This is a genomic window from Kocuria sediminis, from assembly GCF_009735315.1.
GTDB lineage: Bacteria > Actinomycetota > Actinomycetes > Actinomycetales > Micrococcaceae > Kocuria > Kocuria turfanensis.
The window spans coordinates 1-21017 of the sequence record NZ_WOGU01000011.1 but is presented as its reverse complement, the minus strand read 5'-3'; the positions used below and the strand labels follow the sequence as shown (position 1 = coordinate 21017).

The following is a 21017-nucleotide window of genomic DNA, read 5'->3' as shown; positions in this document are numbered from 1 at the left end:
CGCGGCGGCGCGGCGGCTCAGCCCCGCTCCCACGCGCGGATCTCCTCGTGCAGCTCCCGCTTGCGCGGCGCGTCGGCGAAGGAGGCGTCCACCGCGTTGCGGGCCAGGGCGACGGCCTGCTCGTCGGTGAGGCCGAGGGCCTCGCGCAGGCCCTGGAAGGCGTCGCCCACGTAGCCGCCGAAGTAGGCCGGGTCGTCCGAGTTGACGGTGACCACGAGCCCGCGCTCGAGCATGTCCAGCACCGGGTGCTCCGCGAGGGTGCGGACCACCCGCAGGCGCACGTTGGACTGCGGGCACACCGTCAGCGGGACCCGGTCGGCGACGAGGCGCTCCACGAGCCGGGGGTCCTGCAGGCACTGGATGCCGTGGTCCACCCGCTCGACCCGCAGCACGTCCAGCGCCTCCCGGACGTACTCGGGACCGGCCTCCTCCCCCGCGTGGGCGACCACGTGCAGCCCGGCGTCCCGCGCCCGGGCGTAGACCTCCTCGAACAGCGCCGGCGGGTGACCCACCTCGGCCGAGTCGAGGCCGATCCCGTCGATCCGGGCGAGCTGGTCCCCCAGCGCGTCGAACATCGCCAGGGCCTCGGCGGCGGGCCGGTCGCGCAGGAAGCACAGCAGCAGCGTGCTGGTGATGCCGTGCCGCGCACGGGCGGTGTCCAGCCCGGCCCGGACGCCGTCGATCACCGCCTCCAGCGGCACCCCCCGGGCCGTGTGCGCCTGCGGGTCGAAGAAGACGTCGACGTGGCGCAGCCCCTGGCCCGCCGCCCGGTCGAGGTAGGCGCAGGTGAGGGCCTCGAAGTCCGAGGCCTCGCGCAGCACGGTCATCGTGGCGTAGTACAGCTCCAGGAAGGAGGACAGGTCCTCGAAGTCGTACTGCCGCCGCAGCTCCTCCACCGAGGCGTACGGCAGCTCCACGCCGTTCCGGGCGGCGAGCTCGAACGCGAGCTCGGGCTCCAGGGTGCCCTCGATGTGCAGGTGCAGCTCCGCCTTCGGCAGGGTGTACAGGTCCTTCATCCTCGACGCTCCTTCGCGTCCCGCGGCGTCCCGCCACGGGCGGCGGGATCCCGAGCAGTGTACCGGTGGCCGCGTCCGGTGCCGGGCAGGCGGGGACGAGCCGCTCCCGGTGCGGGCGGCGCAGCGGCGCGGGACCCCGCGGATTCACCCGCGGCGGGTGAGCCGCCACGGGGCGCGGTGGGGCGAGAGTGGCCGCAGCGGGCCGCCGCCCGCTCCCCGGGCACCCGGGGACGGACGACCGGGACCGGCCGAGACGGACGGAGGACACGGACGTGACCCCGAGCCCCACCCCGCCGCCGCGGTCCGCGGAGGCGGCCGAGCGGGCCCGCGAACGCTGCCCGCTGCCCGCGCACGGCCTGCTGGAGCCCGCGGGCGCGCAGCGCGACCCCGTGGCGCTGCTGCGGTCCCAGGACGAGGGGCGGCTGCCGGAGCTCGTCCCGCTGCGGCACGAGCGCATGGCCGCCTCGCCGTTCGCCTTCTTCCGGGGCGCCGCGCTCGTCATGGCCCACGACCTCGCCCGCCGGCCCGCCACCGGTCTGGAGGTGCAGCTGTGCGGGGACGCCCACCTGTCGAACTTCGGGGTCTTCGGCACCCCGGAGCGCCGGCTGCTGTTCGACCTCAACGACTTCGACGAGACCGCCCGCGGCCCGTGGGAGTGGGACGTGCTGCGCCTGGCCGCCAGCCTCGCCGTGGCCGGGCGCCAGAACGGCGTCGGCCGGGGCGAGCGCCGCGGCGTCGTCGCCGCCGCGGCGCGGTCCTACCGCCGGGCGGTGCGCGGCTTCGCGCGCGAGTCCACCCTGGCCGTCTGGTACGCCGCCGCCGACACCGAGCAGGTCCGGCACCAGTACGCCCGCGGCAAGGAGGCGTCCCGCCGCACCGAGGCGGCGCTGCGCAAGGCCCGCTCCCGCGACAGCCGCCGGCTCCTGGGCACCCTGACGGAGGAGGTCGCGGGCCGGCCCCGCTTCGCCTCGGACCCGCCCGTCCTGGTGCCGGCCCGGGAGCTGCTGGGCCCGGCCGGGCGCACGGCCCTGGCCGAGCGCATGACCCGGCTCCTGGACGGCTACCGCGAGACCCTCGTGAGCGACCGCCGTTTCCTGCTCGACCAGTTCGACGTGGTCGACATCGCCCGCAGCGTGCGCGGCCTCGGCAGCGTCGGGACGCGCAGCTGGCTCGTGCTCCTCACGGGGCGGGCGGACGGAGAACCGCTCTTCCTCCAGGTCAAGGAGGCCGGGGAGTCGGCGCTCACCGCCGCCGGGGCCGTCCCGTCCGGCGCGCCCGGGGCCGGGCACGGGGGCGAGCGCGTGGTCGCCGGGCAGCGGCTCATGCAGGCCGCCAGCGACACGTTCCTGGGCTGGCTGTCCGTGGTCGACGCCGACGGGGTGCCCCGCGACTACTACGTCCGCCAGCTTCGGGACTGGAAGGCCTCCGCCGCGGTGGAGCGGATGACCCCCGGCGGGATGCGGTCCTACGGCGAGCTGTGCGGCTGGACCCTGGCCCGGGCCCACGCCCGCTCCGGGGACCGGATGGCGCTCGCGGCGTACCTGGCGAAGGGCAAGGTCCTCGACGAGGCCCTGGCGGACTTCGCCGAGGCGTACGCGGACCGCAACGACGAGGACCACCGACGGTTCTGCGCCGCGCTCGAGGCAGGGGACCTGGCGCCGGGGCCCGCACGGCCGTCCCGCGCCACGGCCTCCGGGGGGCCGTCCGCGTGACGCTCCCCGCCGTTCCCCGACCGCTCCGGGCGGGCCCTGCACCGCCCGCCCCGGTCCCGCTCCTGCGCACCGGCCGGCCATCGGCCCGGCGGCCCCGGGCCCGGGCCCGGCCCGAACCGCCCGGATGCGGAGGACACAGTACCGGCCCTCCGGCCCCGCGAGTAGCCTCGAACCATGAGGACCGCACCGACCCGGGGGCTGGTGGGCGCTGCCGGAGTCCTGACGGCCACCCGGTCCCTCGTCCCCCGGCTGCCCGCCGGTCTCGTGCGCCGTCCCCGCCTGGAGCGGCTGCTCGACGACGGCGTCGCGGCCGGCACGGTGGTCGTCTCCGCTCCGGCCGGCTCGGGCAAGACGCTCCTGCTGACCTCGTGGGCCGCCGGACGCCGCCCGCCGGTCGCGTGGCTGTCGGTCGAGCCGGCCGACGCGGACCCGCACCAGTTCTGGGCCCGGGTGCTCTCCTCGCTGCAGGCCGTGGCCGACGTGCCGCCGGCCAGCCTGCTCGCGACCCTGCATCCGCCCTCCGCGCACGACCCGCGCTTCGTCTCCGTCCTGGTCGAGGCCTGCACGGCGCTGCCGGGCCCGCGCGTGCTGGTGCTCGACGACGCGCACCTGATCGCGGGCACCCCCGCCGAGCAGTCCCTCGCCGCGGTGGTCCGCCGCGGCCTCGGCGGACTGCGCCTGGTCGTGGCGACGCGGACCGTCCCGGGGCTGCCCCTGCAGCGGCTGCGCCTCGAAGGGGGGCTCACGGAGCTGCGCGCGGAGGACCTGGCGTTCGACGCCGAGGAGGCCGCGCAGCTGCTCCGGGCGCACGGCGTGGTGCTGCCACCGGCGCACCTGGCCACGCTCCTGGAGAAGACGGAGGGATGGGCGGCCGGGCTGCGCCTGGCGGCCCTGTCCCTGGAGAGCTCGGGAGACCTCGGCGCCGTCGTCGAGCAGCTCGCCGGCGACCAGCGGGCCGTGGCCGACTACTTCGTGCAGGAGGTCCTGGACGGCCAGGACCCGGAGCTGATCGCGTTCCTGCTGGACACCTGTGTGGTCCACCGGATCTCGGGGGACCTGGCCGACGCCCTCACCGGCCGCGCGGACGGCCGCCTGCTGCTGGGCCGGCTCGCGCGGGCGAACCTGTTCGTCGTCGCCCTCGACGACCGGGGCGAGTGGTACCGCTGCCACCAGCTCTTCGGGGACCTGCTGCGCCACCGGCTCCGCACCCAGGCCCCGGAGCGCCGACGAGAGCTGCACCGGCGGGCCGCGGCCTGGTTCGCGGCGCGCGGGGAGCTCCTGGAGGCCGCCCGGCACCTGCGGGCCGCCGAGGACTGGACCGCCCTCGCCCGCTTCGTGCTGCGCAGCGCCGGCGCGGAGATGCTCGGCACGGAGCGCGCCGCGCTCGTCGCCCTTCTCACGGACGTGCCCGTCGACCTCGTCACCCGGCACGCCGAGGTGGCGGCGGCGACGACGGTGGCCAGCTACGCCGAGTACGACGCCGGGGGCCTCGCCTCGCGCATCGCCCGCGCACGGACCCTGCTGCCCGGTCTCCTCCCGCGCGACGCCCAGCTGACCGAGGCGGTCCTCACCACCCTGGAGGCGCTGCTCGCCTGGATGCACGCGGACGCCGCCGCGCAGGTGCGGTCCTCGGAGGAGGCGCTCCGGCGGCTCGAGGACGTCCTGCCCGAGGAGATGCCGGCCGCCCCCGTCTACCGCATCGCCGCGACCACCGTGCAGGCGATGGGCAGGCTGTGGTCCGGGGAGCTGGGCGAGGCCGGGACGGCGCTGCGGCGGACGATCACGGCGGTCTCGGCCCGCCAGGAGATGACCCCGGTGCTGGCCCTGCACCTGCACGGGAACCTGGCCGTGCTCGAGGCGATGGGCGGACGGCTGCACGAGGCCCGCCGGGACGTGGACATCGCCCTGGCCGTGGCGGAGGAGTCCGGCTGGACGTTCCTGCCGCAGGCGGCCACGGCCTACCTGGCCGAGTCGCTGATCCGGCTGCTCGAGGTCGACACCGAGGCCTGCGCCGCGGCGCTCGCGCGCGGACTCGCCTGCGTGGGGAACCTGCGGGACCGCTACGCGGAGACGGGCCTGTCCCTGGTCGGCGTCCGCCTGGAGGTGTCGCGGGGCGACCTCCGGGCGGCGCGCGCCGCCCTGGCGCAGCTGCGCGGGCGGACGGCGGACTGGGCCATGCCCCGCTTCCTGGGGCAGTGGTGCACGCTCGTGGAGGCCGAGGTGCTCCTCGCGGAGGGGCACCCCGAGGAGGTCGCGCGACTGCTCGTCGCCGCCCGGACCGCCGCGGCGGGGGGCGAGCGCCCGCACGCCCACCGCCTGGTGCTGCTCGCGCGCTCCCGTCTGGTGGCGGGCCGGCCGCAGGAGTGCCTGCAGGCCCTGCAGCCGCTGCTCGAGGAGCCGCCGGAGGACCGCGGCCCGGCCACCGACCTCTGGGTGCTCGCCGCTCTCGCCCACGACCGGCTGCGCGAGGACGCGGCGGCGCAGGCGGCCCTGGACCGGGCGCTGGCCGTGGCGGCCCCGGAGGGCATCGCCCGCCCCTTCCTCGTGGCCGGGGACGGCGCGCTGCGCCTGCTGGAACGGCACGGCCGCGCGCATCCCTCCCACGGCGGGTGCGCCGCCCAGCTGGTCGAGCGCCTCGGCGGAGCCGCGCGCCCCGCTGCTCCCGACGGGCCGGCCGAGCCGCTGACCAATCGCGAGCGCAGCGTCCTGCAGCTGCTGCCGACGATGATGAGCAACTCCGAGATCGCCGGCGAGCTGTACCTGTCGGTGAACACCGTCAAGGTCCACCTGAAGTCCCTGTACCGCAAGCTCGGGGTCGGCACCCGGCGCCAGGCGGTGCTGCGGGCCGGAGAGCTGGGCCTGCTGGGCGGGTCCGCCCCCGGCCCGACGATCACCCGCCCGGGGTGATCCCGCCGCGCCCGGCCGGGCGGGAGCCTGGAGCCGGGCCCGGAGAATCCGCGGCCACGTGGACCGAGGAGAACCCGATGGATTTCTGGGACGTCTTTGTACTGATGCTGATCTGGGTGCCGCTGTTCCTGGTGTGGGGCATGGCGCTGCACGACATCTTCCGGCGCGACGACATCCGGGGCGCCATGAAGGCGGTGTGGACCCTGGTGGTCATCTTCCTGCCGTTCCTGGGCACCCTGATCTACCTCGTCGTCCGGCCGGCCGGGGCCACCGAGCAGGAGCGCCAGGCGATCGACACGGCGAGCCGGCAGTTCGTGGCCCGGTACGCGCCCACCGACAACGCCCAGCAGCTGGCCCTGCTGACCGACCTGCGCGACCGCGGCGCGCTCACCGCCCAGGAGTTCGAGGCCGAGAAGGCCCGGGTCCTGGGGCAGGCCGCACCCGGGCGCGCCCCGGCCGAGCCGGCGCTCTGAGCGCCGGCTCGGCGCGCACCGTCACGACGCCCGCCCCGGGTGCCCGGAGGTCCTCGTCGAGGTCCTGGCCCGGCGCACCCGGGGCGGGCGGTCTGTGCGCGGCCGAGCGGCCTCCGCCGGGCGGGCCTCCGCGGGACCGTTCGCCGCCGGATCGGCCGCCGGGGCTCCGGCCCCCGCGGCCGCGGCACTCCCCCGGCCGGTGTCCGCGGCGCCGGACAGCAGCGGGCCGACCCACCGGGTGCGGGGGTCGGCGTCCACGAGGACCGCCTTGAAGAAGAGCGTGAGCGGCACCGCCAGCAGCGCCCCCAGGGCCCCCAGGGTGGCCGCCCAGAAGACGAGCGAGAGCATGGTCACCGTCACGGACAGCCCCACCGCGTCCCCGACGATCTTCGGCTGGATGAAGGTCTGGATCACCACGTTGACCACGCTGTAGACCACGACCACCGCGAGCATCAGCCGCGGTCCGCCCTCGAGCAGGCCGATCAGGGCCGGGGGGACGAGGCCCAGGACGAAGCCGATGTTGGGGATGTAGTTGGTGATGAACGCCAGCAGGCCCCACAGCACCGCGACGGGCACGCCCAGCCAGATCAGCGCCAGGGTGTCCACCACCGCGACGATCAGCCCGAACGCCGTGGTGACGATGAGGTACTTCCGGCTCGTGGCGGCGAAGTGGCCCAGCGCCACGGCGAGTTCCCCCGGGGCGCCCCGCAGGGCGGCCAGCTTGCCGGGGAAGGACGCGGCGTCCACCGCCATGAACAGCACCAGGGTCACGATGAAGAACAGGTCGGTGAGCAGGGCGAGCAGGCCGCCCAGCAGTCCGCCCGCGAGAGAGGCCACACGCCCGAGGTCCACCCCCGAGAGGATCCGGGAGATCTGCTCCTGGCCCACCCCGAACTGGGCCAGGGCCGCGACCAGCCCGTCCAGCAGCGCGTCCAGCTCGGCCTGGTAGGTGGGCACCAGGGTGGCGAAGCGGGCGCCGGCGACCACCAGGGACGCCGTGAGGACCAGCAGGGCCGCGTAGACGGCGACCAGGGCCACGGCCGTGCCGACCCAGCCCGGCAGCCCCCGGCGCACGAACCAGCCCCGCAGCGGGTGCGCCGCCAGGGTGAGCACCAGGGCGAGGAACGCCGGGCCCAGCAGGTCCGCCATCGTGCGCATCCCGAGGACGACGACGACGGCCGCGGCGAGCCCCACGAGCACTGCCACGGGCCGGCCCAGCAGCGCCCCCGGTGCCCGTCCGGGGGGGGCGTGTGGGCTCCGGTTCCTGCCTGCAGTGCCATGACGACTCCTCCGTGTCGGCGCCCCGGGCGCAGGGCGCGTGGCGCCCGGGGTCGTCTCCACCGTCGCGCTCCGCGCCCGGTGCGCGCATCACCCCTCGCGGGTGACGCCCGCCCCGCCGGCCGGTGCCCTCGCCGCGGCCGGTGCGCTGCCCTAGGCTGGCGGCAGGACCGGTCCGCCGTCGGAGGGAGGGCCCCGTGCCCGGTGTCGTCGTGGTGGGGCAGGTGGCGCGCGACCTCGTGCTGGTCGTCGACCGGGTCCCCGAGGAGGGCGGCTCGGCGGACGTCCGCGAGCGCCGGGAGCTGCTCGGCGGCAAGGGCGCGAACCAGGCCGTGGCGTGCCGCCGGCTGGGCGCCGCGGTGGAGCTGCTCGGGGTCGTCGGCGCCGACCGGGCCGGCGAGGACGTGCTCGCCCAGGCCGCCGCGGACGGGATTGGCGTCGCCGGCGTGCTGCGCCGCGAGGGCGTCCCGACGGCGCTGCTGGTCGACGTCGTCGGCCCGCCCGGGGTGCGCCGCCTGCTCGAGGACGTGGCGCCGGGGGCGCTGCTCACGCCCGAGGACGTGCGCGCCCGGGCGGGCCTGCTGCGGGACGCGGACGCCGTGCTGGTCCAGCTCCAGCAGCCGGGCCCCGCGGTGGTGGAGGCGCTCGCCGCCGCCGGCGGTGCGCTGGTCGTGGCCGACGGGGCCCCGGCGGACGCGCGGACCAGGCGGCGGGTCCTGGACGCGGCGGACGCGGTGCGCGCCGACGGCTCGGAGGCCGAGGCGCTGGTGGGGTGGGCCCCGCGCGGGGTGCCGGAGACGGTGCGCGCGGCGCAGGAGCTGCTCGAGGAGGGCCCGCGCGTCGTCGCACTGGCCGCCGGGGAGACGGACGTGGTCGCGTGGGCCGGCGGTCACGTGGTGCTGCCGCACCTCGGCGAGGAGCCGGTGGACCCGACCGGCGCCGGGGACGCGTTCGTGGCCGCGCTCGCCGTCGCGCTGCTGCGCGGCGAGGACCCGGCCACCGCGGCCTGGTGGGCCGCGGCGGCCGCCGCGCAGGTGGTCGGCACGCCCGGCGGGCGGCCGCACCTGGACCCGGACCGGCTGCGGGAGACGGTCCGGCGCCACCGGGGAGCCTGAGCCGGCCGGAGGACCCCGGGCACGACGAAGGCCGGTGGTCCGCGTTCCCGCGGTCCACCGGCCTCCAGTTCGTCGGGCTGACAGGATTTGAACCTGCGACCCCTTGACCCCCAGTCAAGTGCGCTACCAAGCTGCGCCACAGCCCGAAGCGCTCAGTACGTCGCCGCCCTGAGCACTCGCATCACATTACAGCAACCCGGGGCGGAATTCATCTCGGCCGGCGCCGGCGCTCAGCGCTTCCGGGCGCGCTTCTCGCGCACCCGCATGCTGACCTCGATCGGGGTGCCCTCGAAGCCGAAGGTCTCCCGCAGCCGGCGGGTGATGAAGCGGCGGTAGCCGGGGTCGAGGAAGCCGGTGGTGAACAGCACGAACCGCGGGGGGCGGGAGGAGGCCTGCGTGCCGAACAGGATGCGGGGCTGCTTGCCGCCGCGCACGGGGTGCGGGTGGGCGGCCACGATCTCGCCGAGGAACGCGTTGAGCCGGCCGGTGGGGACGCGGGTGTCCCAGGACTCGAGGGCCTTCTCCAGCGCGGGCACCAGCCGGTCCTTGTGCCAGCCCGTCTTCGCGGAGACGTTCACCCGCGGCGCCCAGGCCACGTGGGCGAGGTCCCGGTCGATCTCGCGCTCCAGGTAGTAGCGGCGGTCCTCGTCCATCAGGTCCCACTTGTTGAAGGCCAGCACGAGGGCGCGCCCGGAGTCCACGGCCAGCTGCAGGATGCGCACGTCCTGCTCCGAGAGCACCTCGTCGGCGGCCAGCAGCACCACGGCGACCTCGGCGCGCTCCAGAGCGGCCTGGGTGCGCAGGGACGCGTAGAAGTCGGCGCCCTGGGCCATGTGCACGCGGCGGCGGATGCCGGCGGTGTCGATGAAGCGCCACGGCTTGCCGCCCAGCTCGATGAGCTCGTCGACCGGGTCCCGGGTGGTCCCGGCGAGCGGGTCGACCACGACGCGCTCGGAGCCGGCGAGCTTGTTGAGCAGCGAGGACTTCCCGACGTTGGGGCGCCCGATCAGCGCCACCCGGCGGGGCCCGCCGGTGAGCTCGGTCTCGGCCACGGCGGAGAACTCCGGCAGCACCTCCATGACGGCGTCCAGGACGTCGGCGGCGCCGCGCCCGTGCAGCGCGGAGACCGGGTGCGGCTCCCCCATGCCCAGGGACCACAGGTAGGTGGCCTCGACCTCCAGCTGCGGGGAGTCCACCTTGTTGGCGACCAGGATCACCGGCTTCCGCACCTTGCGCAGCATCTTCACGATGGCCTCGTCCGCGGCGGTCACCCCCACGGTGGCGTCGAGCACGAGCAGCACGGCGTCGGCGAACTCCACCGCCAGCTCGGCCTGCTCGGCGACACGGGCGTTGATGCCCTTGGCGTCGTACTCCCACCCGCCGGTGTCCACGAGGGTGAAGTTGCGCCCGGCCCAGGTGGCCCGGTAGGAGACCCGGTCCCGGGTCACGCCCGGGGTGTCCTCCACCACGGCCTCGCGCCGGCCGAGGATCCGGTTGACCAGGGTGGACTTGCCGACGTTGGGCCGGCCCACGATGGCGAGCACGGGGGCGGGGCGGCGCACCGGCGCCTGGTCCTCGCCCTCGGCCCACCCGGCGAGCAGCGCGGCGTCCTCCTCGTCGAGCTCGTAGTCCTCGAGCCCGGCCCGCAGGGCCTGCGCGCGCTGCTCGGCCTCGTCGTCGTCGATGGCCGCGAGCCGCTTGGCGACGTCGTCCGTGCTGCCGCCGAGGATCTCGGCCTCGTAGGGGTCGTGGGCGGTGTCGTGCGCGGAGTTCTCGGGGTTGCCGGTCATGGCTGTCCTTCGCTGGGCCGGGTGCGGCCGGTCGGGGTGCGGGTGGATGTCGGGGGAGGCCGGGCGGGCCCGGCTCAGGCCGTGCGGCCGGCGGCCCGGAGGACGGCGTCGAGCACGGCCTGGACGGTCTGCTCGACCGTGAGGTCGGAGGAGTCGATGGTCACGACGCCGTCGGCGGCCTCGGTGAAGTTGACCACCGTGGAGTCCTTCGCGTCCCGGCCCACGACCTCGGCCCGCAGCTGCGCGGCGTCCTCGACCCCGCCGTTCTGCAGGCCGCGGCGGGCCATCCGGGCCCGCTCGTCCGCGGTGAGCAGGATCCGGGCGTCGGCGTCCGGGGCGACCACGGTGGTGATGTCCCGGCCCTCGGCCACGATGCGGCGGCCGCTGTCGGCGATGAGCTCCTGCTGCCGGGCCACCAGGACGGCACGGGCCGCCGGGTTCGTCGCCACGGCGCTGACCGCCCCGGTCACCCGGGCGCCGCGGATCTCGACGGCCACGTCGGTGCCGCCCACCAGGACCAGCTCCCGGTCGGGGTCGGTGCCCTGGGCGAGGGGGAAGGTGCGGGCGGCCTCCACCACGGCGTCGGCGTCGGCGAGGTCCACCCCGCGGTCGAGGCACCACCAGGTGAGGGCCCGGTACATCGCCCCGGTGTCCAGGTAGGCGAGGCCGAAGCGGCGGGCCACCTCCTTGGACACGCTGGACTTGCCCGAGCCGGAGGGCCCGTCGATCGCGACGACCAGCTCCCGCCCGGCGGCGGGGAACGGCGCCCCGGCCGGCGGAGCACCCGCGGCGGCGCTCGTCCCGGTGTTCGATCCGGCGTTGGTTCCGGTGTTCACTGCACGACCTTCCATCCGCGCTCCTGGAGCGCCTCGACGAGTTCCTTGCGGCGGTTGGGGAGCACGGAGACCTCGGCGAGGCCCACCGGCTGGCCCGGGGAGTGCTCGAGGCGCAGGTCCTCGAGGTTGACGCCGATCTCCCCGATCTCGGTGAGCAGGCGGGCCAGCTGACCGGGCACGTCGCCGACCAGCACGGTCAGGCTGGCGAAGGCCCGGGGCGCCCCGCCGTGCTTGCCGGGGATGCGGGCCTGGCCCGCGTTGCCCTCGGCGATGAGCTGGGCGATGTCCAGGCGCGCCCCCGGTGCCTCGGGCCCCTCGAGGGTGGCGATGAGGCGGTCGAGGTCCTGGCGCACCCCGTGCAGGGACGCCACGACCGGTTCGGCGTTGGCGGCGAGGATCTGCACCCACAGGTGCGGGTCCGAGGCGGCGATGCGGGTGGTGTCCCGCAGTCCCTGGCCCGCCAGGGACAGGTGGTGCAGCGGGGTGTCCTGCAGCCGGGAGGCCAGCAGGGAGGACATCACCTGCGGCAGGTGGGAGATCAGCGCCACCGTGGCGTCGTGCTCGCGGGCGTCCATGAAGGTCACGGTCGCCCCGAGGTCCACCGCGAGGTTCTTCGCGGCGGCCAGGGCCGCCGGCGAGGAGCGCCCCGAGTCGCACACGACCCAGGGCATGGAGGTGAACAGCTCCCCGCGGGCGGCCACGGGCCCGGACCGCTCGCGCCCGGCCATCGGGTGGGTGCCCACGTACCGGGTGAGGTCGCCGCCGAGCTCGCGCACGCCCTCGAGGACCGCCTCCTTGACGGAGGCGATGTCGAGGACCACGGCGCCGGGGTGGCGCTCCAGCGCCTCGGCCACGGTCCGGGCCGTGACGTCGGGCGGGGTGGCGACGACGACGAGGGCCGGCTCCGGGGCCGGACCGGCGGCCCGGCAGGAGCGGCCGGCGCCGATGTCCTGGGCCACGGCCTCGGCGGTGGGCGAGGCGTCCTGCAGCCACACGTCCACGCCCAGGTGGCGCAGGCCCAGCCCGATGCTGGCGCCGAGCAGCCCGGCGCCGACCACGAGCACGGGGCCGGCGGTCGCCGCGGGGGCCGGACGGGCGGAGGAGGTCTGCGTCACCGGGGACTCCTCACATGCCGACCGAGGCGAGGAGGTGCCCGACCTCGGTCTTCGACAGCTTGCGGATGGTGCCCTGGCGCTGGTCGCCGATCCGGATGGGACCCACCTGGGTGCGCACGAGCTTCTCCACGGGGTGGCCCACCGCGTCGAAGAGCCGGCGCACGATCCGGTTGCGCCCGGAGTGCAGGACGACCTCCACGAGGATGTGCCCGGGAGTGGAGTCCACGAGGCGGAACGAGTCGACGGAGGCGGGCCCGTCCTCGAGCTGGATGCCGGCCTTCATGGCGGCCCCGACGCCCTTCTCCATGGGCCCGCGCACCTGCACGAGGTAGGTCTTGGGCACCTCGTAGGAGGGGTGGGTGAGCCGGTTGGTCAGCTCGCCGTCGTTGGTGAGCAGCAGCAGCCCCTCGGTCTCGACGTCGAGGCGGCCCACGTGGAACACGCGCTCGTTCTTCTGCTGGTTCAGGTAGTCGGCCACGCACGGGCGGCCCTCGGGGTCCTCCATGGTGGAGAGCACGCCCTCGGGCTTGTTGAAGGCGTAGTAGACGAGGTTCTCGTCGAGCTGGACGCGCACGCCGTCCACGTGGATCTCGACGGTGGCCGGGTCCACGCGGATGCCGAGCTCGGTGACGGTCTCGCCGTTGACCTGCACCCGGCCGGCCTCGATCATCTCCTCGCAGACCCGCCGCGAGGCCACCCCGGCCTGGGCCATGAGCTTCTGCAGGCGGACCCCGTCCGGATCGTGCTGGTCCAGCCGGTCCACCGGCGGGTTCGTGGGGCGCCGGCGACGGTGCGGCGGACGGTAGGGCGTGGCCGGCATCCGCCGGGCGCTGCGCTCGGAGGAGGCGAACGGCCGGGGCCCGCGGTCCTGGGCCCCGCCCTTCGCAGCGGCGCCCTTCGCCGTGCCGCCCTTCGCCGTGCCGCCCTTGCCGGCGCCGCCCTTGGGACCGGCGCCCTTCGCGGTGCCGCCCTTCGCGGTGCCGCCGCGCCCGGAGCCGGCCGGGGCCGCGCCGCGGCCGGTGCCGCCGCGCCCGCCCGGGAAGGACGCGCCGCCCTGGCCGCTCCGGGGCTTCCCGCCCTGGGAGCCGGGGCCGCGGCGGCCGCCGGGCCCGGGACGGCCGGATGATGAACGTGATGTGGCCATGGTGGTGTCTCAGTCCTCGTAGTGGTCGATCTGATCGATGCCCGGCAGATGAGGGGCGATGTCGGGGAGCTCGTCGAGCGATCCGATGCCCATCCTCTCCAGGAAGAACGTGGTGGTGCCGTAGAGCACGGCCCCGGACTCGCCGTCCCGCTCGAGCTCGCGGATCAGCCCCCGCTGCACGAGGGTGCGGACGACGCCGTCGACGTTCACCCCGCGGATCGCGGAGATCCGTCCTCGGCTCACGGGCTGGCGGTACGCCACCACGGCCAGGGTCTCCAGGGCCGCCTGGGACAGCCGGGCGGCCTGCCCCTCCGCGACGAAGGCGGAGACGACCGGGGCGAACTCGCTGCGGGAGTAGATCCGCCAACCGGCACCGGTGCTGCGCAGCTCGAAGCCGCGCGGCTCCAACGTTCCAGCATACCCCAGATCCGCGGCCCGTCCGTCGTACTCCGCGCGCAGCCGGTCCAGGACCCGCTGCACCGAGGCGACCGGCACCACGAGCGCGGCGGCGATCTCGTACTCGCTGACGGGTTCGTCGGCGACCATCAGGATCGCCTCGACGGCGGCCCGCAGGCCCCCGGGCAGGGCCTCGAGGTCCGGGCCGGTCTCCGGCACGGCGCTCACGCGGGCACCCCCGCCGGGGACGCGACGGACGAGGGCACCGGGCCGGCCGTCGGTCCGGTCACCGGGCCGGCGTGGTCCGCGGCGGTGTCGTCCGCAGCGGTGTCGTCCGTGGCGAGGCGGTCGGCGGTCCACCCGCTGCCGGCGCCGGTCCAGCGCACCGTGAGCTCCCCCAGCGGGGCGTCCTGGGCGAGCTCGATCACGGCGTCCCGGAACATCTCCAGCAGCGCCAGGAACCGGACGACCACCGCGAGGGTGGACCCGGCGTCGGCCACCAGGGCGTGGAAGGACCGGGGCCGGCCGTCCTCGAGCAGGCGGACCAGGGTCTCGGCCTCGTCCCGCACGGTGACGGCGGCCCCGTGCAGGTGGTCGACACCGACCTCGGGGGGCGTCCCCGGCCGGGCCGCGAACACCGCCCGGGCGATCTCGGCGAACTGTTGGGGGGTGGTCCGCCAGTCGAGCTCGGGCAGGACGGCGGCGACCTCCGGGTCCAGCGGCACCACCCGCGGCAGGCGGGTGGACTCGGCCCGCATCCGGTCGTCGAGCAGGCCGGCGACCTCCTTGAAGGCCTTGTACTGCAGCAGCCGGGCGAAGAGCAGGTCCCGGGCCTCGAGCAGGGCCACGTCCTCCTCGTCCTCGACCTCGCCCCGCGGCAGCAGCCGGGCGGCCTTGAGGTCCAGGAGGGTGGCGGCGACCACGAGGAACTCGCTGGCCTCGTCGAGGGCGCGGACCGACCCGGAGTCGTGCAGGGCGCGCACGTACTGGAGGAACTCGTCCGTGACGGTGGCCAGCGCGATGCGGGTGATGTCCATCTCGTGCTTGGCGATCAGGGAGAGCAGGACCTCGAAGGGCCCGGCGAAGTCCTCCAGCTGCACCGTGAAGCCGCCGGCCCCGGAGGGCTCCGGCAGCTCCTCCGGATGCATCAGGGCGCGCCGCCGCGCGAGATGAGCTCCCGCGCCAGCTGGCGGTAGGACTCGGCGCCCTGGTGGGCCGTGGCGAAGGAGAGGATGGGCTCGGCGGCGACCGTCGCGTCCGGGAACTTCACGGTGCGCTTGATGACCGTGTCGAAGACCTTGTCCCCGAACGCGTCCACGATCCGGGCCATGACCTCCCGGGAGTGCAGCGTCCGGGAGTCGAACATCGTGGCGAGCACGCCGTCGATCTGCAGGCGCGGGTTGAGCCGGTCCTGGACCTTCTCGATGGAGTCCACGAGCAGGGCCACGGCGCGCAGCGCGAAGAACTCGGCGATGAGCGGGATGACCACGCCGTGGGCGGCGGTCAGCGCGTTGACGGTCAGCAGGCCCAGCGAGGGCTGGCAGTCGATGATGATGACGTCGTAGTGCTCCTCGAGCTTGCGCAGCGCGCTGGCCAGGACCTGCTCCCGGGCCACCTCGGTGACCAGCTGCACCTCGGCCGCGGAGAGGTCGATGTTGGCCGGGAGCAGGTCCACGCCCTCGACGTCGGTCTCCTGGACCACGTCCCACACGTCCACGGAGCGGTCCATCATCACGTTGTAGACCGTCAGCTCGAGCTCGTGCGGGTTCGCCCCGAGTCCGGCGGAGAGCGCGCCCTGCGGGTCGAAGTCGACGAGCAGGACCTTGCGCCCGAGCTCCGCCAGGGCGGCCCCCAGGTTGATGGTGGACGTGGTCTTGCCCACCCCGCCCTTCTGGTTGACCATCGCGATGATCCGGGCGGGCCCGTGGGAGGACAGCTCGGGCGGTTCGGGGAAGTCGCGGACGGGACGGCCGGTGGGGCCCAGGGCTCCCGCCGCGGTCTCGCCCGTTCCGGGGATCCTCTCGTCGCTTCGCTGGCTCACTCGTGGCACCGCTCTTTCGTTCGTGGTCGCTGGCGCGGGCGGGCCGGCCCGGGCGCGGGGCGGCCCGGGCCGGTGGGGCCGACCTGGGGTTTTCCTGGACTCGATCAGCTACCAGCGTACCGCCGCCGCCTGCCGGTCCCGAATTGCCGGGGCCGCGGGGCGGGGCCCGGGAACGGACGGACCGCGCCTGCCGGACCCGGTGGGGTCCGGCGGGCGCGGTCGGCTCGCCGGCAGGAGGCGGTGCTCAGCGGGAGCTGGCGGCTGCCTCGACCTTCTCGGCGACGGAGTCCTCGACGCGGTCGCCGTCGGTGCCGGCGTCCTGCTCGGGGGCGCCGTGCGAGTGGGCGGCCATGGTGGACTCGTCGAAGCGGTCCTGGCCGGAGAGCACGCGCTCGACCTGGTCGAGGTCGATCTCCCGGGTCCACTTGCCGATCAGCAGGGTGGCCACGGCGTTGCCCGTGAAGTTGGTCAGGGCGCGGGCCTCGGACATGAAGCGGTCGATGCCCACGATGATGCCCACGCCGTCGACCAGGTCCGGGCGGTGCGACTGCAGCCCGCCGGCGAGGGTGGCCAGGCCGGCGCCGGTGACGCCGGCAGCACCCTTGGAGGCGATGATCATGAACACCAGCAGGGAGATCTGCTCGCCCAGGGCCAGGGGGTTGCCCATGGCGGAGGCGACGAACAGGGCGGCCATGGTCAGGTAGATCGCGGTGCCGTCCAGGTTGAAGGAGTAGCCGGTGGGGACCGTCACGCCGACCACGGGCTTGGAGACGCCGACGTGCTCCATCTTGGCGATCAGCCGCGGCAGGGCGGCCTCGGAGGAGGAGGTCGAGAAGATCAGCAGGTACTCCCGGGCCAGGTACTTCATGAGCCGGAAGATGTTGATCCCGGTGACCGCCTTCAGCAGCCCGCCCAGGACCACCACGATGAACAGGACGCAGGTGAGGTAGAAGGCGATCATCAGGGTGGCCATGGAGATGATGGCCTGCACGCCGGTCTCCCCCACCACGCCGGCGATGGCGCCGAACGCACCGATCGGGGCGACCCACATGACCATGATCAGGATCCGGAAGACCAGGGCCTGGATGTAGCCGACGGCCTTGAGCACGGGCTTGCCGGCCGGGCCCATCTGCTGGAGCGCGAAGCCGACGATGAGGGCCACGAAGAGGGTCTGGAGGATGTTGCCCTCGGTCAGCGAGGAGAGCAGCGTGGTGGGGATGATGCCGAGCAGGAAGCCGATCGTCCCGCCCTCCCCCTCGCCGTGACCGGTGTCCGTGATCTCGTACTCGGAGCCCTGGATGTTCAGGCCCTCGCCCGGGTGGATCAGGTTGCCCACGAGCAGCCCGATGGCCAGCGCGGCGGTGGACATCGCCATGAAGTAGGCCAGGGCCAGGCCGCCGACCTTGCCGACGGTGGCCGCCTTGGCGATGGAGCCGACGCCCAGCACGATCGTGCAGAAGATGATGGGGGCGATCATCATCTTGATCAGGGCGATGAACGCGGTGCCGACGGGCTTGAGCGTCTGGGCGAACTCGGGGGCCACGAGGCCCAGCACGGCGCCGGCGACGACGGCGACGATGACGAAGACGTACAGGTAGTGCGTCTTGTCCTTCTTCTGCTTCTGGACGGGCCGTTGCGGGTCGACGGGTTCCGTGGCGACGGTGGCCATGCTTCTCCTGACGGTGCGGATGGAGGGTGCGGACGGACGGTGCGGGTGGACGGTGCCGGCGGGCGGTGCCGGGAAGCCCCGCCCGTGGCCCGGGACCGGGCCGTTGTGACGAGTCTCACCGGCCGCCGCGGCCCTGTCGCGTTGTGGTCATAATGGTCGTGACGCCCACCACAACCGGACCCCGCGCACGTGGCACGGGCCGTCGACACGGGCCGGAGGGGAGGAGGCGGGCATGTCGTTGGCCAGGCGCTTCCTCCTCCTCCAGCTGGTCGTCGTGGCGGTCGTGACCGTCGCGGTCTCCCTGGTGCTGTTCGCCCAGGAGCGGGAGGCGGTCCGGGAGCGCGCCGAGGCCGTGACGCGGGCCGTGGCCACGGCCCTGGCCGACGACCCCTACGTCCTGGAGGCCGCCGGCGCCCCGGACCCCCACGCCGCCCTGCAGCCGCTCACGGACCGGCTGCTCGAGGACACGGGCCTGGACTTCGTGACGATCATGGCCCCCGACGGCACCCGCTGGACCCACCCGTGGCCCTCCTCGGTGGGCGACCCCTACCGGGGCGACCGCTCGCGCGCGCTCGCCGGAGAGGTCTGGACCAGCACGGAGCGGGGCAACCTCGGGCCCTCGGTGCGCACGATCGCCCCCGTGCGGGACGCGGACGGGACGGTCGTGGCGCTCGTGGCCACGGGCGTGCTGCTCGAGGCGCTCTCCGAGCAGGCCCTCGCCCAGCTGCCGGCCGTGCTCCTGGTGGGGGTGCTGCTGCTCGCCGCCTCGGCCACGGTCGCGGCCCTCGGGGCGCGCTACCTGGGCCGGGTCACGCACGGCTGGGGCCCGGAGGAGCTCGCCCAGGTCCACTCCCTGCACGACGCCGTGCTCAACGAGGCCACCGAGGGGCTGCTGCTCGTGGACCCCTCCGGGGCGGTCCCGGTGCTCAACGCCCGGGCCCGCGAGCTGCTCGGGATCGCCCCGGACGCCGCCGGGCCCGGTCGGCGCAGCGCACCGCTCGTCGAGGCGCTGGGCCTGCCCCCGGCCCTGGAGGCCGTGCTGCGCTCGGGGGCCGTCGTGCACGAGCAGTGGGTCGTGGTCGGCGAGCGCACGCTCATCGTCTCGAGCCTGCCGGCGGGCGGGGCGCTCGCCGGACGCGGCATGGTCGTGATCCTGCGCGACCACACCGAGATCTCCCGGCTCTCCGGGCAGCTGCGCGCCACCTCGGCCCTGGCCGGGGCCCTGCGGGCGCAGACGCACGAGCACGCCAACCGGATGCACACGGTGGTCTCGCTGCTGGAGCTGGGGCGCGAGGCGGAGGCCCTGGACTTCGCCTCCGCGGACCGGCAGCGCACTCAGGAGCTGTCCCAGGACCTGCTCGCCCGGCTCGAGGATCCCTTCCTCGCCGCCCTGCTCGTGGGCAAGACGGCCGCCGCCCACGAGCGCGGTGTGGAGCTGGAGGTCGCCGTGGGCCCGGACGTGCCGCGCGTCCCGCTCTCCCCCGCCGACCTCGTCACCCTCGTCGGCAACCTCGTCGACAACGCCGTCGAGGCGGCCGCGGCCAACGCCGACCGCGTCCGCCCCGTGGTGGAGGTGGAGATCCTGGGGGCGCACGACGACGCCGCCCCGGGCAGGGACACGGTCGTGGTCACCGTGGCCGACACCGGCATGGGCGTCCCGGAGGAGCTCGTCCAGGACGTCTTCGAGCCCGGGGTCAGCACCAAGCCCGCCGGCCCCGAGGGCCGGGGCGTCGGCCTGCACCTGGTGCGCGAGGTCGTGGAGCGCTGGGGCGCCCGGATCGAGCTGGGCAACGACGGCGGGGCCGTGTTCACCGTGACCATCCCGGTCCCCGGGGACTCCGTGCCGGAGCGGCTCCCGTGACGGCGACGGTGCGGGTCCTCGTCGTCGACGACGAGCCGCTGACCGCCGCCGCCCACGCGGAGTACGTCGAGCGCTCCCCGGGCTTCCGGGCCGTGGCCACCGCCGTGTCCGGGCACACGGCGGTGCAGGCCGTGCAGGCCGCCCGGCGGGCGGGCCGGCCCGTGGACCTGGTGCTGCTGGACGTCAACCTCCCGGACATGTCCGGGCTCGACGTCGCCCGCACCCTGCGGGCGCGCGGGGAGTCGGTGGACCTGCTGGTGATCACGGCGCACCGGGACGTGGCCACCGTCCGCGAGGCGACCACGCTCGGCGTGGTGGGCTACCTCATCAAGCCCTTCACCTACGCCGTGTTCGAGCAGAAGCTCGCCGCCTACCGCAGCTACCGCTCCGCCCTCGGGCGGGCCGGGGCCGTGGGCCAGGCGGAGGTCGACCGTGCCTTCGCGGCCCTGGGCTCGCCGGTGCGGCCCGCCGCGCCCAAGGGGCTCTCCGCCCAGACCCTGGCCGCCGTCACCGAGCTCGTGCGCGGCGGCGAGTGGCTCTCCGCCGGGGAGGTGGCCGAGCGCAGCACGCTGTCGCGGGTGACGGCCCGGCGCTACCTGGAGCACCTGGCCGACCGCGGCCTCGTGCGCCGGCGCTCCCGCTACGGCACCCCCGGGCGCCCGGAGCTCGAGTACGCGTGGGCCGGCTGAACGAACGCCGCCCCGGACGTTCCCGGCGCGCACCGGCACGGTGCCCGCGTCCGCCCCGGTGCGTAGTCCTCTCGGGGTCGACCCCATCCGCCGAAGGAACGAGGTCCAGGTGTTCGACGCCCCGAGTCTGATGTTCGCCGCCGCCGGTCTGGCCGTGTTCGCCGCCGCGCTGCTGCCGCGGCTGCTGATGCGCGCCCCCGTCTCGATGCCCATGGTCTTCCTCGGGACGGGCCTGGCCGTCTTCTCCGTGGCGGACACCCTCCCGGACCCGGACCCGGTGGCCCACGGCGAGATCACCCTGCACCTGAGCGAGATCTGCGTCATCGTCTCCCTGATGGGCGCCGGCCTGGCCCTGGACCGCCCGATCGGATTCAAACGCTGGGCCACCACCTGGCGGCTGCTGGGCATCGTCATGCCGCTGTGCCTCGTGGGGCTGACCCTGCTCGGGTGGTCGGTGCTGGGGCTGAGCCTGGCCGCCGCCCTGCTCGTGGCCGCGGCCCTGGCCCCCACCGACCCCGTCCTGGCCTCCGAGGTCCAGGTCGCGGATCCCTCAGAGGCCCAGGAGGACCTCGACGGGGAGGACGAGGTCCGCTTCGGCCTCACCTCCGAGGCCGGGCTCAACGACGGACTGGCCTTCCCCTTCGTCTACCTCGCCATCGCCCTCAGCGTCGTGGGCACCGCGCCCGCGGCGTGGCTGCCGCACTTCACCGCCGTGGACGTCGCCTGGCGGATCGCGGTCGGGTGCCTCGCCGGATACCTCGTGGGCAGGCTGCTGGGGCGGGTCTTCTTCCGCTCCCCGATCGACAGCATCCGCATGGCCTCCCACTCGGAGGGCTTCGTCGCCCTGGCCGCGACCTTCCTCACCTACGGCATCACCGAGATGATCGAAGGCTACGGATTCATCGCCGTGTTCGTGTGCGCGCTCACCATCCGGGCCGGTGAGCGGACCCACGGCTACCACGGGGTGCTGCACAG

At 75.3% G+C, this 21017-nt stretch carries 17 protein-coding genes and 1 tRNA gene; 7 read left to right on the top strand and 11 right to left on the bottom strand.

The annotated features are described in order from the left end of the window. Positions 1–17 precede the first annotated feature (17 nt). Positions 18–1016 (bottom strand): adenosine deaminase, encoded by a 999-nt coding sequence (locus GMA12_RS13235; protein WP_156269968.1) that lies wholly within the window; start codon positions 1014–1016, stop codon positions 18–20. Positions 1017–1288: 272 nt separating this feature from the next. On the opposite strand from GMA12_RS13235, the gene GMA12_RS13230 reads away from it, so the two are divergent. The 3 genes from GMA12_RS13230 to GMA12_RS13220 all read left to right on the top strand — a co-directional run bounded on the left by GMA12_RS13230 (position 1289) and on the right by GMA12_RS13220 (position 6108). Beyond that, the gene (locus GMA12_RS13230) at positions 1289–2728 is read left to right on the top strand and encodes a DUF2252 domain-containing protein (protein ID WP_162459840.1); all 1440 of its coding nucleotides are present in this window, start codon (positions 1289–1291) and stop codon (positions 2726–2728) included. A 174-nt stretch (positions 2729–2902) separates the two neighbouring features. Next, on the top strand, positions 2903–5635 hold the full coding sequence (locus GMA12_RS13225) for a winged helix-turn-helix domain-containing protein (RefSeq protein WP_156269967.1): 2733 nt from the start codon (positions 2903–2905) through the stop codon (positions 5633–5635). 77 nt (positions 5636–5712) lie between these two features. Continuing rightward, the gene (locus GMA12_RS13220; RefSeq protein ID WP_156269966.1) at positions 5713–6108 is read left to right on the top strand and encodes an SHOCT domain-containing protein; all 396 of its coding nucleotides are present in this window, start codon (positions 5713–5715) and stop codon (positions 6106–6108) included. Positions 6109–6129: 21 nt separating this feature from the next. Here GMA12_RS13220 and GMA12_RS13215 read toward each other — a convergent pair whose 3' ends face one another. Beyond that, the gene (locus tag GMA12_RS13215; RefSeq protein WP_156269965.1) at positions 6130–7314 is read right to left on the bottom strand and encodes an AI-2E family transporter; all 1185 of its coding nucleotides are present in this window, start codon (positions 7312–7314) and stop codon (positions 6130–6132) included. Positions 7315–7583: 269 nt separating this feature from the next. Between GMA12_RS13215 and GMA12_RS13210 the strand changes: the two genes are divergently transcribed. Next, positions 7584–8501 (top strand): PfkB family carbohydrate kinase, encoded by a 918-nt coding sequence (locus GMA12_RS13210; RefSeq protein ID WP_162459839.1) that lies wholly within the window; start codon positions 7584–7586, stop codon positions 8499–8501. A 72-nt stretch (positions 8502–8573) separates the two neighbouring features. Here the strand turns inward: GMA12_RS13210 and GMA12_RS13205 are convergent. The 9 genes from GMA12_RS13205 to GMA12_RS13165 all read right to left on the bottom strand — a co-directional run bounded on the left by GMA12_RS13205 (position 8574) and on the right by GMA12_RS13165 (position 17492). Further along, positions 8574–8647: transfer RNA gene (locus tag GMA12_RS13205), tRNA-Pro, on the bottom strand. A gap of 84 nt (positions 8648–8731) precedes the next feature. Continuing rightward, positions 8732–10291 (bottom strand): ribosome biogenesis GTPase Der, encoded by a 1560-nt coding sequence (gene der, locus GMA12_RS13200; protein ID WP_156269964.1) that lies wholly within the window; start codon positions 10289–10291, stop codon positions 8732–8734. Between the two features lie 74 nt (positions 10292–10365). After that, positions 10366–11031 carry a (d)CMP kinase gene (gene cmk / locus GMA12_RS13195; RefSeq protein WP_156270048.1) on the bottom strand — a complete coding sequence of 222 codons (666 nt, stop codon included), beginning with the start codon at positions 11029–11031 and terminating at the stop codon, positions 10366–10368. Between the two features lie 92 nt (positions 11032–11123). After that, positions 11124–12242 carry a prephenate dehydrogenase gene (locus GMA12_RS13190; RefSeq protein ID WP_162459838.1) on the bottom strand — a complete coding sequence of 373 codons (1119 nt, stop codon included), beginning with the start codon at positions 12240–12242 and terminating at the stop codon, positions 11124–11126. Positions 12243–12252: 10 nt separating this feature from the next. Further along, positions 12253–13386, bottom strand: coding sequence for a pseudouridine synthase (locus GMA12_RS13185; protein WP_156269963.1), 1134 nt, complete (start codon positions 13384–13386; stop codon positions 12253–12255). Between the two features lie 9 nt (positions 13387–13395). Continuing rightward, a complete protein-coding gene (scpB, locus tag GMA12_RS13180; protein WP_162459837.1) occupies positions 13396–14010 on the bottom strand; it encodes an SMC-Scp complex subunit ScpB in 615 nt (204 codons plus the stop codon). Beyond that, positions 14007–14930 carry a segregation and condensation protein A gene (locus GMA12_RS13175; RefSeq protein WP_156269962.1) on the bottom strand — a complete coding sequence of 308 codons (924 nt, stop codon included), beginning with the start codon at positions 14928–14930 and terminating at the stop codon, positions 14007–14009. The genes scpB and GMA12_RS13175 overlap by 4 nt, the downstream gene beginning before the upstream one ends. Further along, entirely contained in the window at positions 14930–15823 is an 894-nt protein-coding gene (locus GMA12_RS13170) for a ParA family protein (RefSeq protein WP_062733211.1), read from the bottom strand. The genes GMA12_RS13175 and GMA12_RS13170 overlap by 1 nt, the downstream gene beginning before the upstream one ends. A 244-nt stretch (positions 15824–16067) precedes the next feature. After that, entirely contained in the window at positions 16068–17492 is a 1425-nt protein-coding gene (locus GMA12_RS13165; RefSeq protein WP_156269961.1) for a cation:dicarboxylate symporter family transporter, read from the bottom strand. Positions 17493–17724: 232 nt separating this feature from the next. On the opposite strand from GMA12_RS13165, the gene GMA12_RS13160 reads away from it, so the two are divergent. The 3 genes from GMA12_RS13160 to GMA12_RS13150 all read left to right on the top strand — a co-directional run. Continuing rightward, positions 17725–19353 carry a sensor histidine kinase gene (locus GMA12_RS13160; protein WP_156269960.1) on the top strand — a complete coding sequence of 543 codons (1629 nt, stop codon included), beginning with the start codon at positions 17725–17727 and terminating at the stop codon, positions 19351–19353. Next, the gene (locus tag GMA12_RS13155) at positions 19350–20042 is read left to right on the top strand and encodes a response regulator (protein ID WP_162459836.1); all 693 of its coding nucleotides are present in this window, start codon (positions 19350–19352) and stop codon (positions 20040–20042) included. The genes GMA12_RS13160 and GMA12_RS13155 overlap by 4 nt, the downstream gene beginning before the upstream one ends. Before the next feature lie 109 nt (positions 20043–20151). Beyond that, positions 20152–21017: cation:proton antiporter domain-containing protein (locus tag GMA12_RS13150; protein WP_162459835.1), on the top strand; the 866-nt coding region annotated here is incomplete at its 3' end.

Bases quoted from the DNA above. Each gene is read 5' to 3' on its own strand.
- GMA12_RS13235 (WP_156269968.1), bottom strand. From the start codon at position 1,016: ATGAAGGACCTGTACACCCTGCCGAAGGCGGAGCTGCACCTGCACATC.
- GMA12_RS13225 (WP_156269967.1), top strand. From the start codon at position 2,903: ATGAGGACCGCACCGACCCGGGGGCTGGTGGGCGCTGCCGGAGTCCTG.
- GMA12_RS13220 (WP_156269966.1), top strand. From the start codon at position 5,713: ATGGATTTCTGGGACGTCTTTGTACTGATGCTGATCTGGGTGCCGCTG.
- der (WP_156269964.1), bottom strand. From the start codon at position 10,291: ATGACCGGCAACCCCGAGAACTCCGCGCACGACACCGCCCACGACCCC.
- GMA12_RS13185 (WP_156269963.1), bottom strand. From the start codon at position 13,386: ATGGCCACATCACGTTCATCATCCGGCCGTCCCGGGCCCGGCGGCCGC.
- GMA12_RS13175 (WP_156269962.1), bottom strand. From the start codon at position 14,930: ATGCATCCGGAGGAGCTGCCGGAGCCCTCCGGGGCCGGCGGCTTCACG.
- GMA12_RS13165 (WP_156269961.1), bottom strand. From the start codon at position 17,492: ATGGCCACCGTCGCCACGGAACCCGTCGACCCGCAACGGCCCGTCCAG.
- GMA12_RS13160 (WP_156269960.1), top strand. From the start codon at position 17,725: ATGTCGTTGGCCAGGCGCTTCCTCCTCCTCCAGCTGGTCGTCGTGGCG.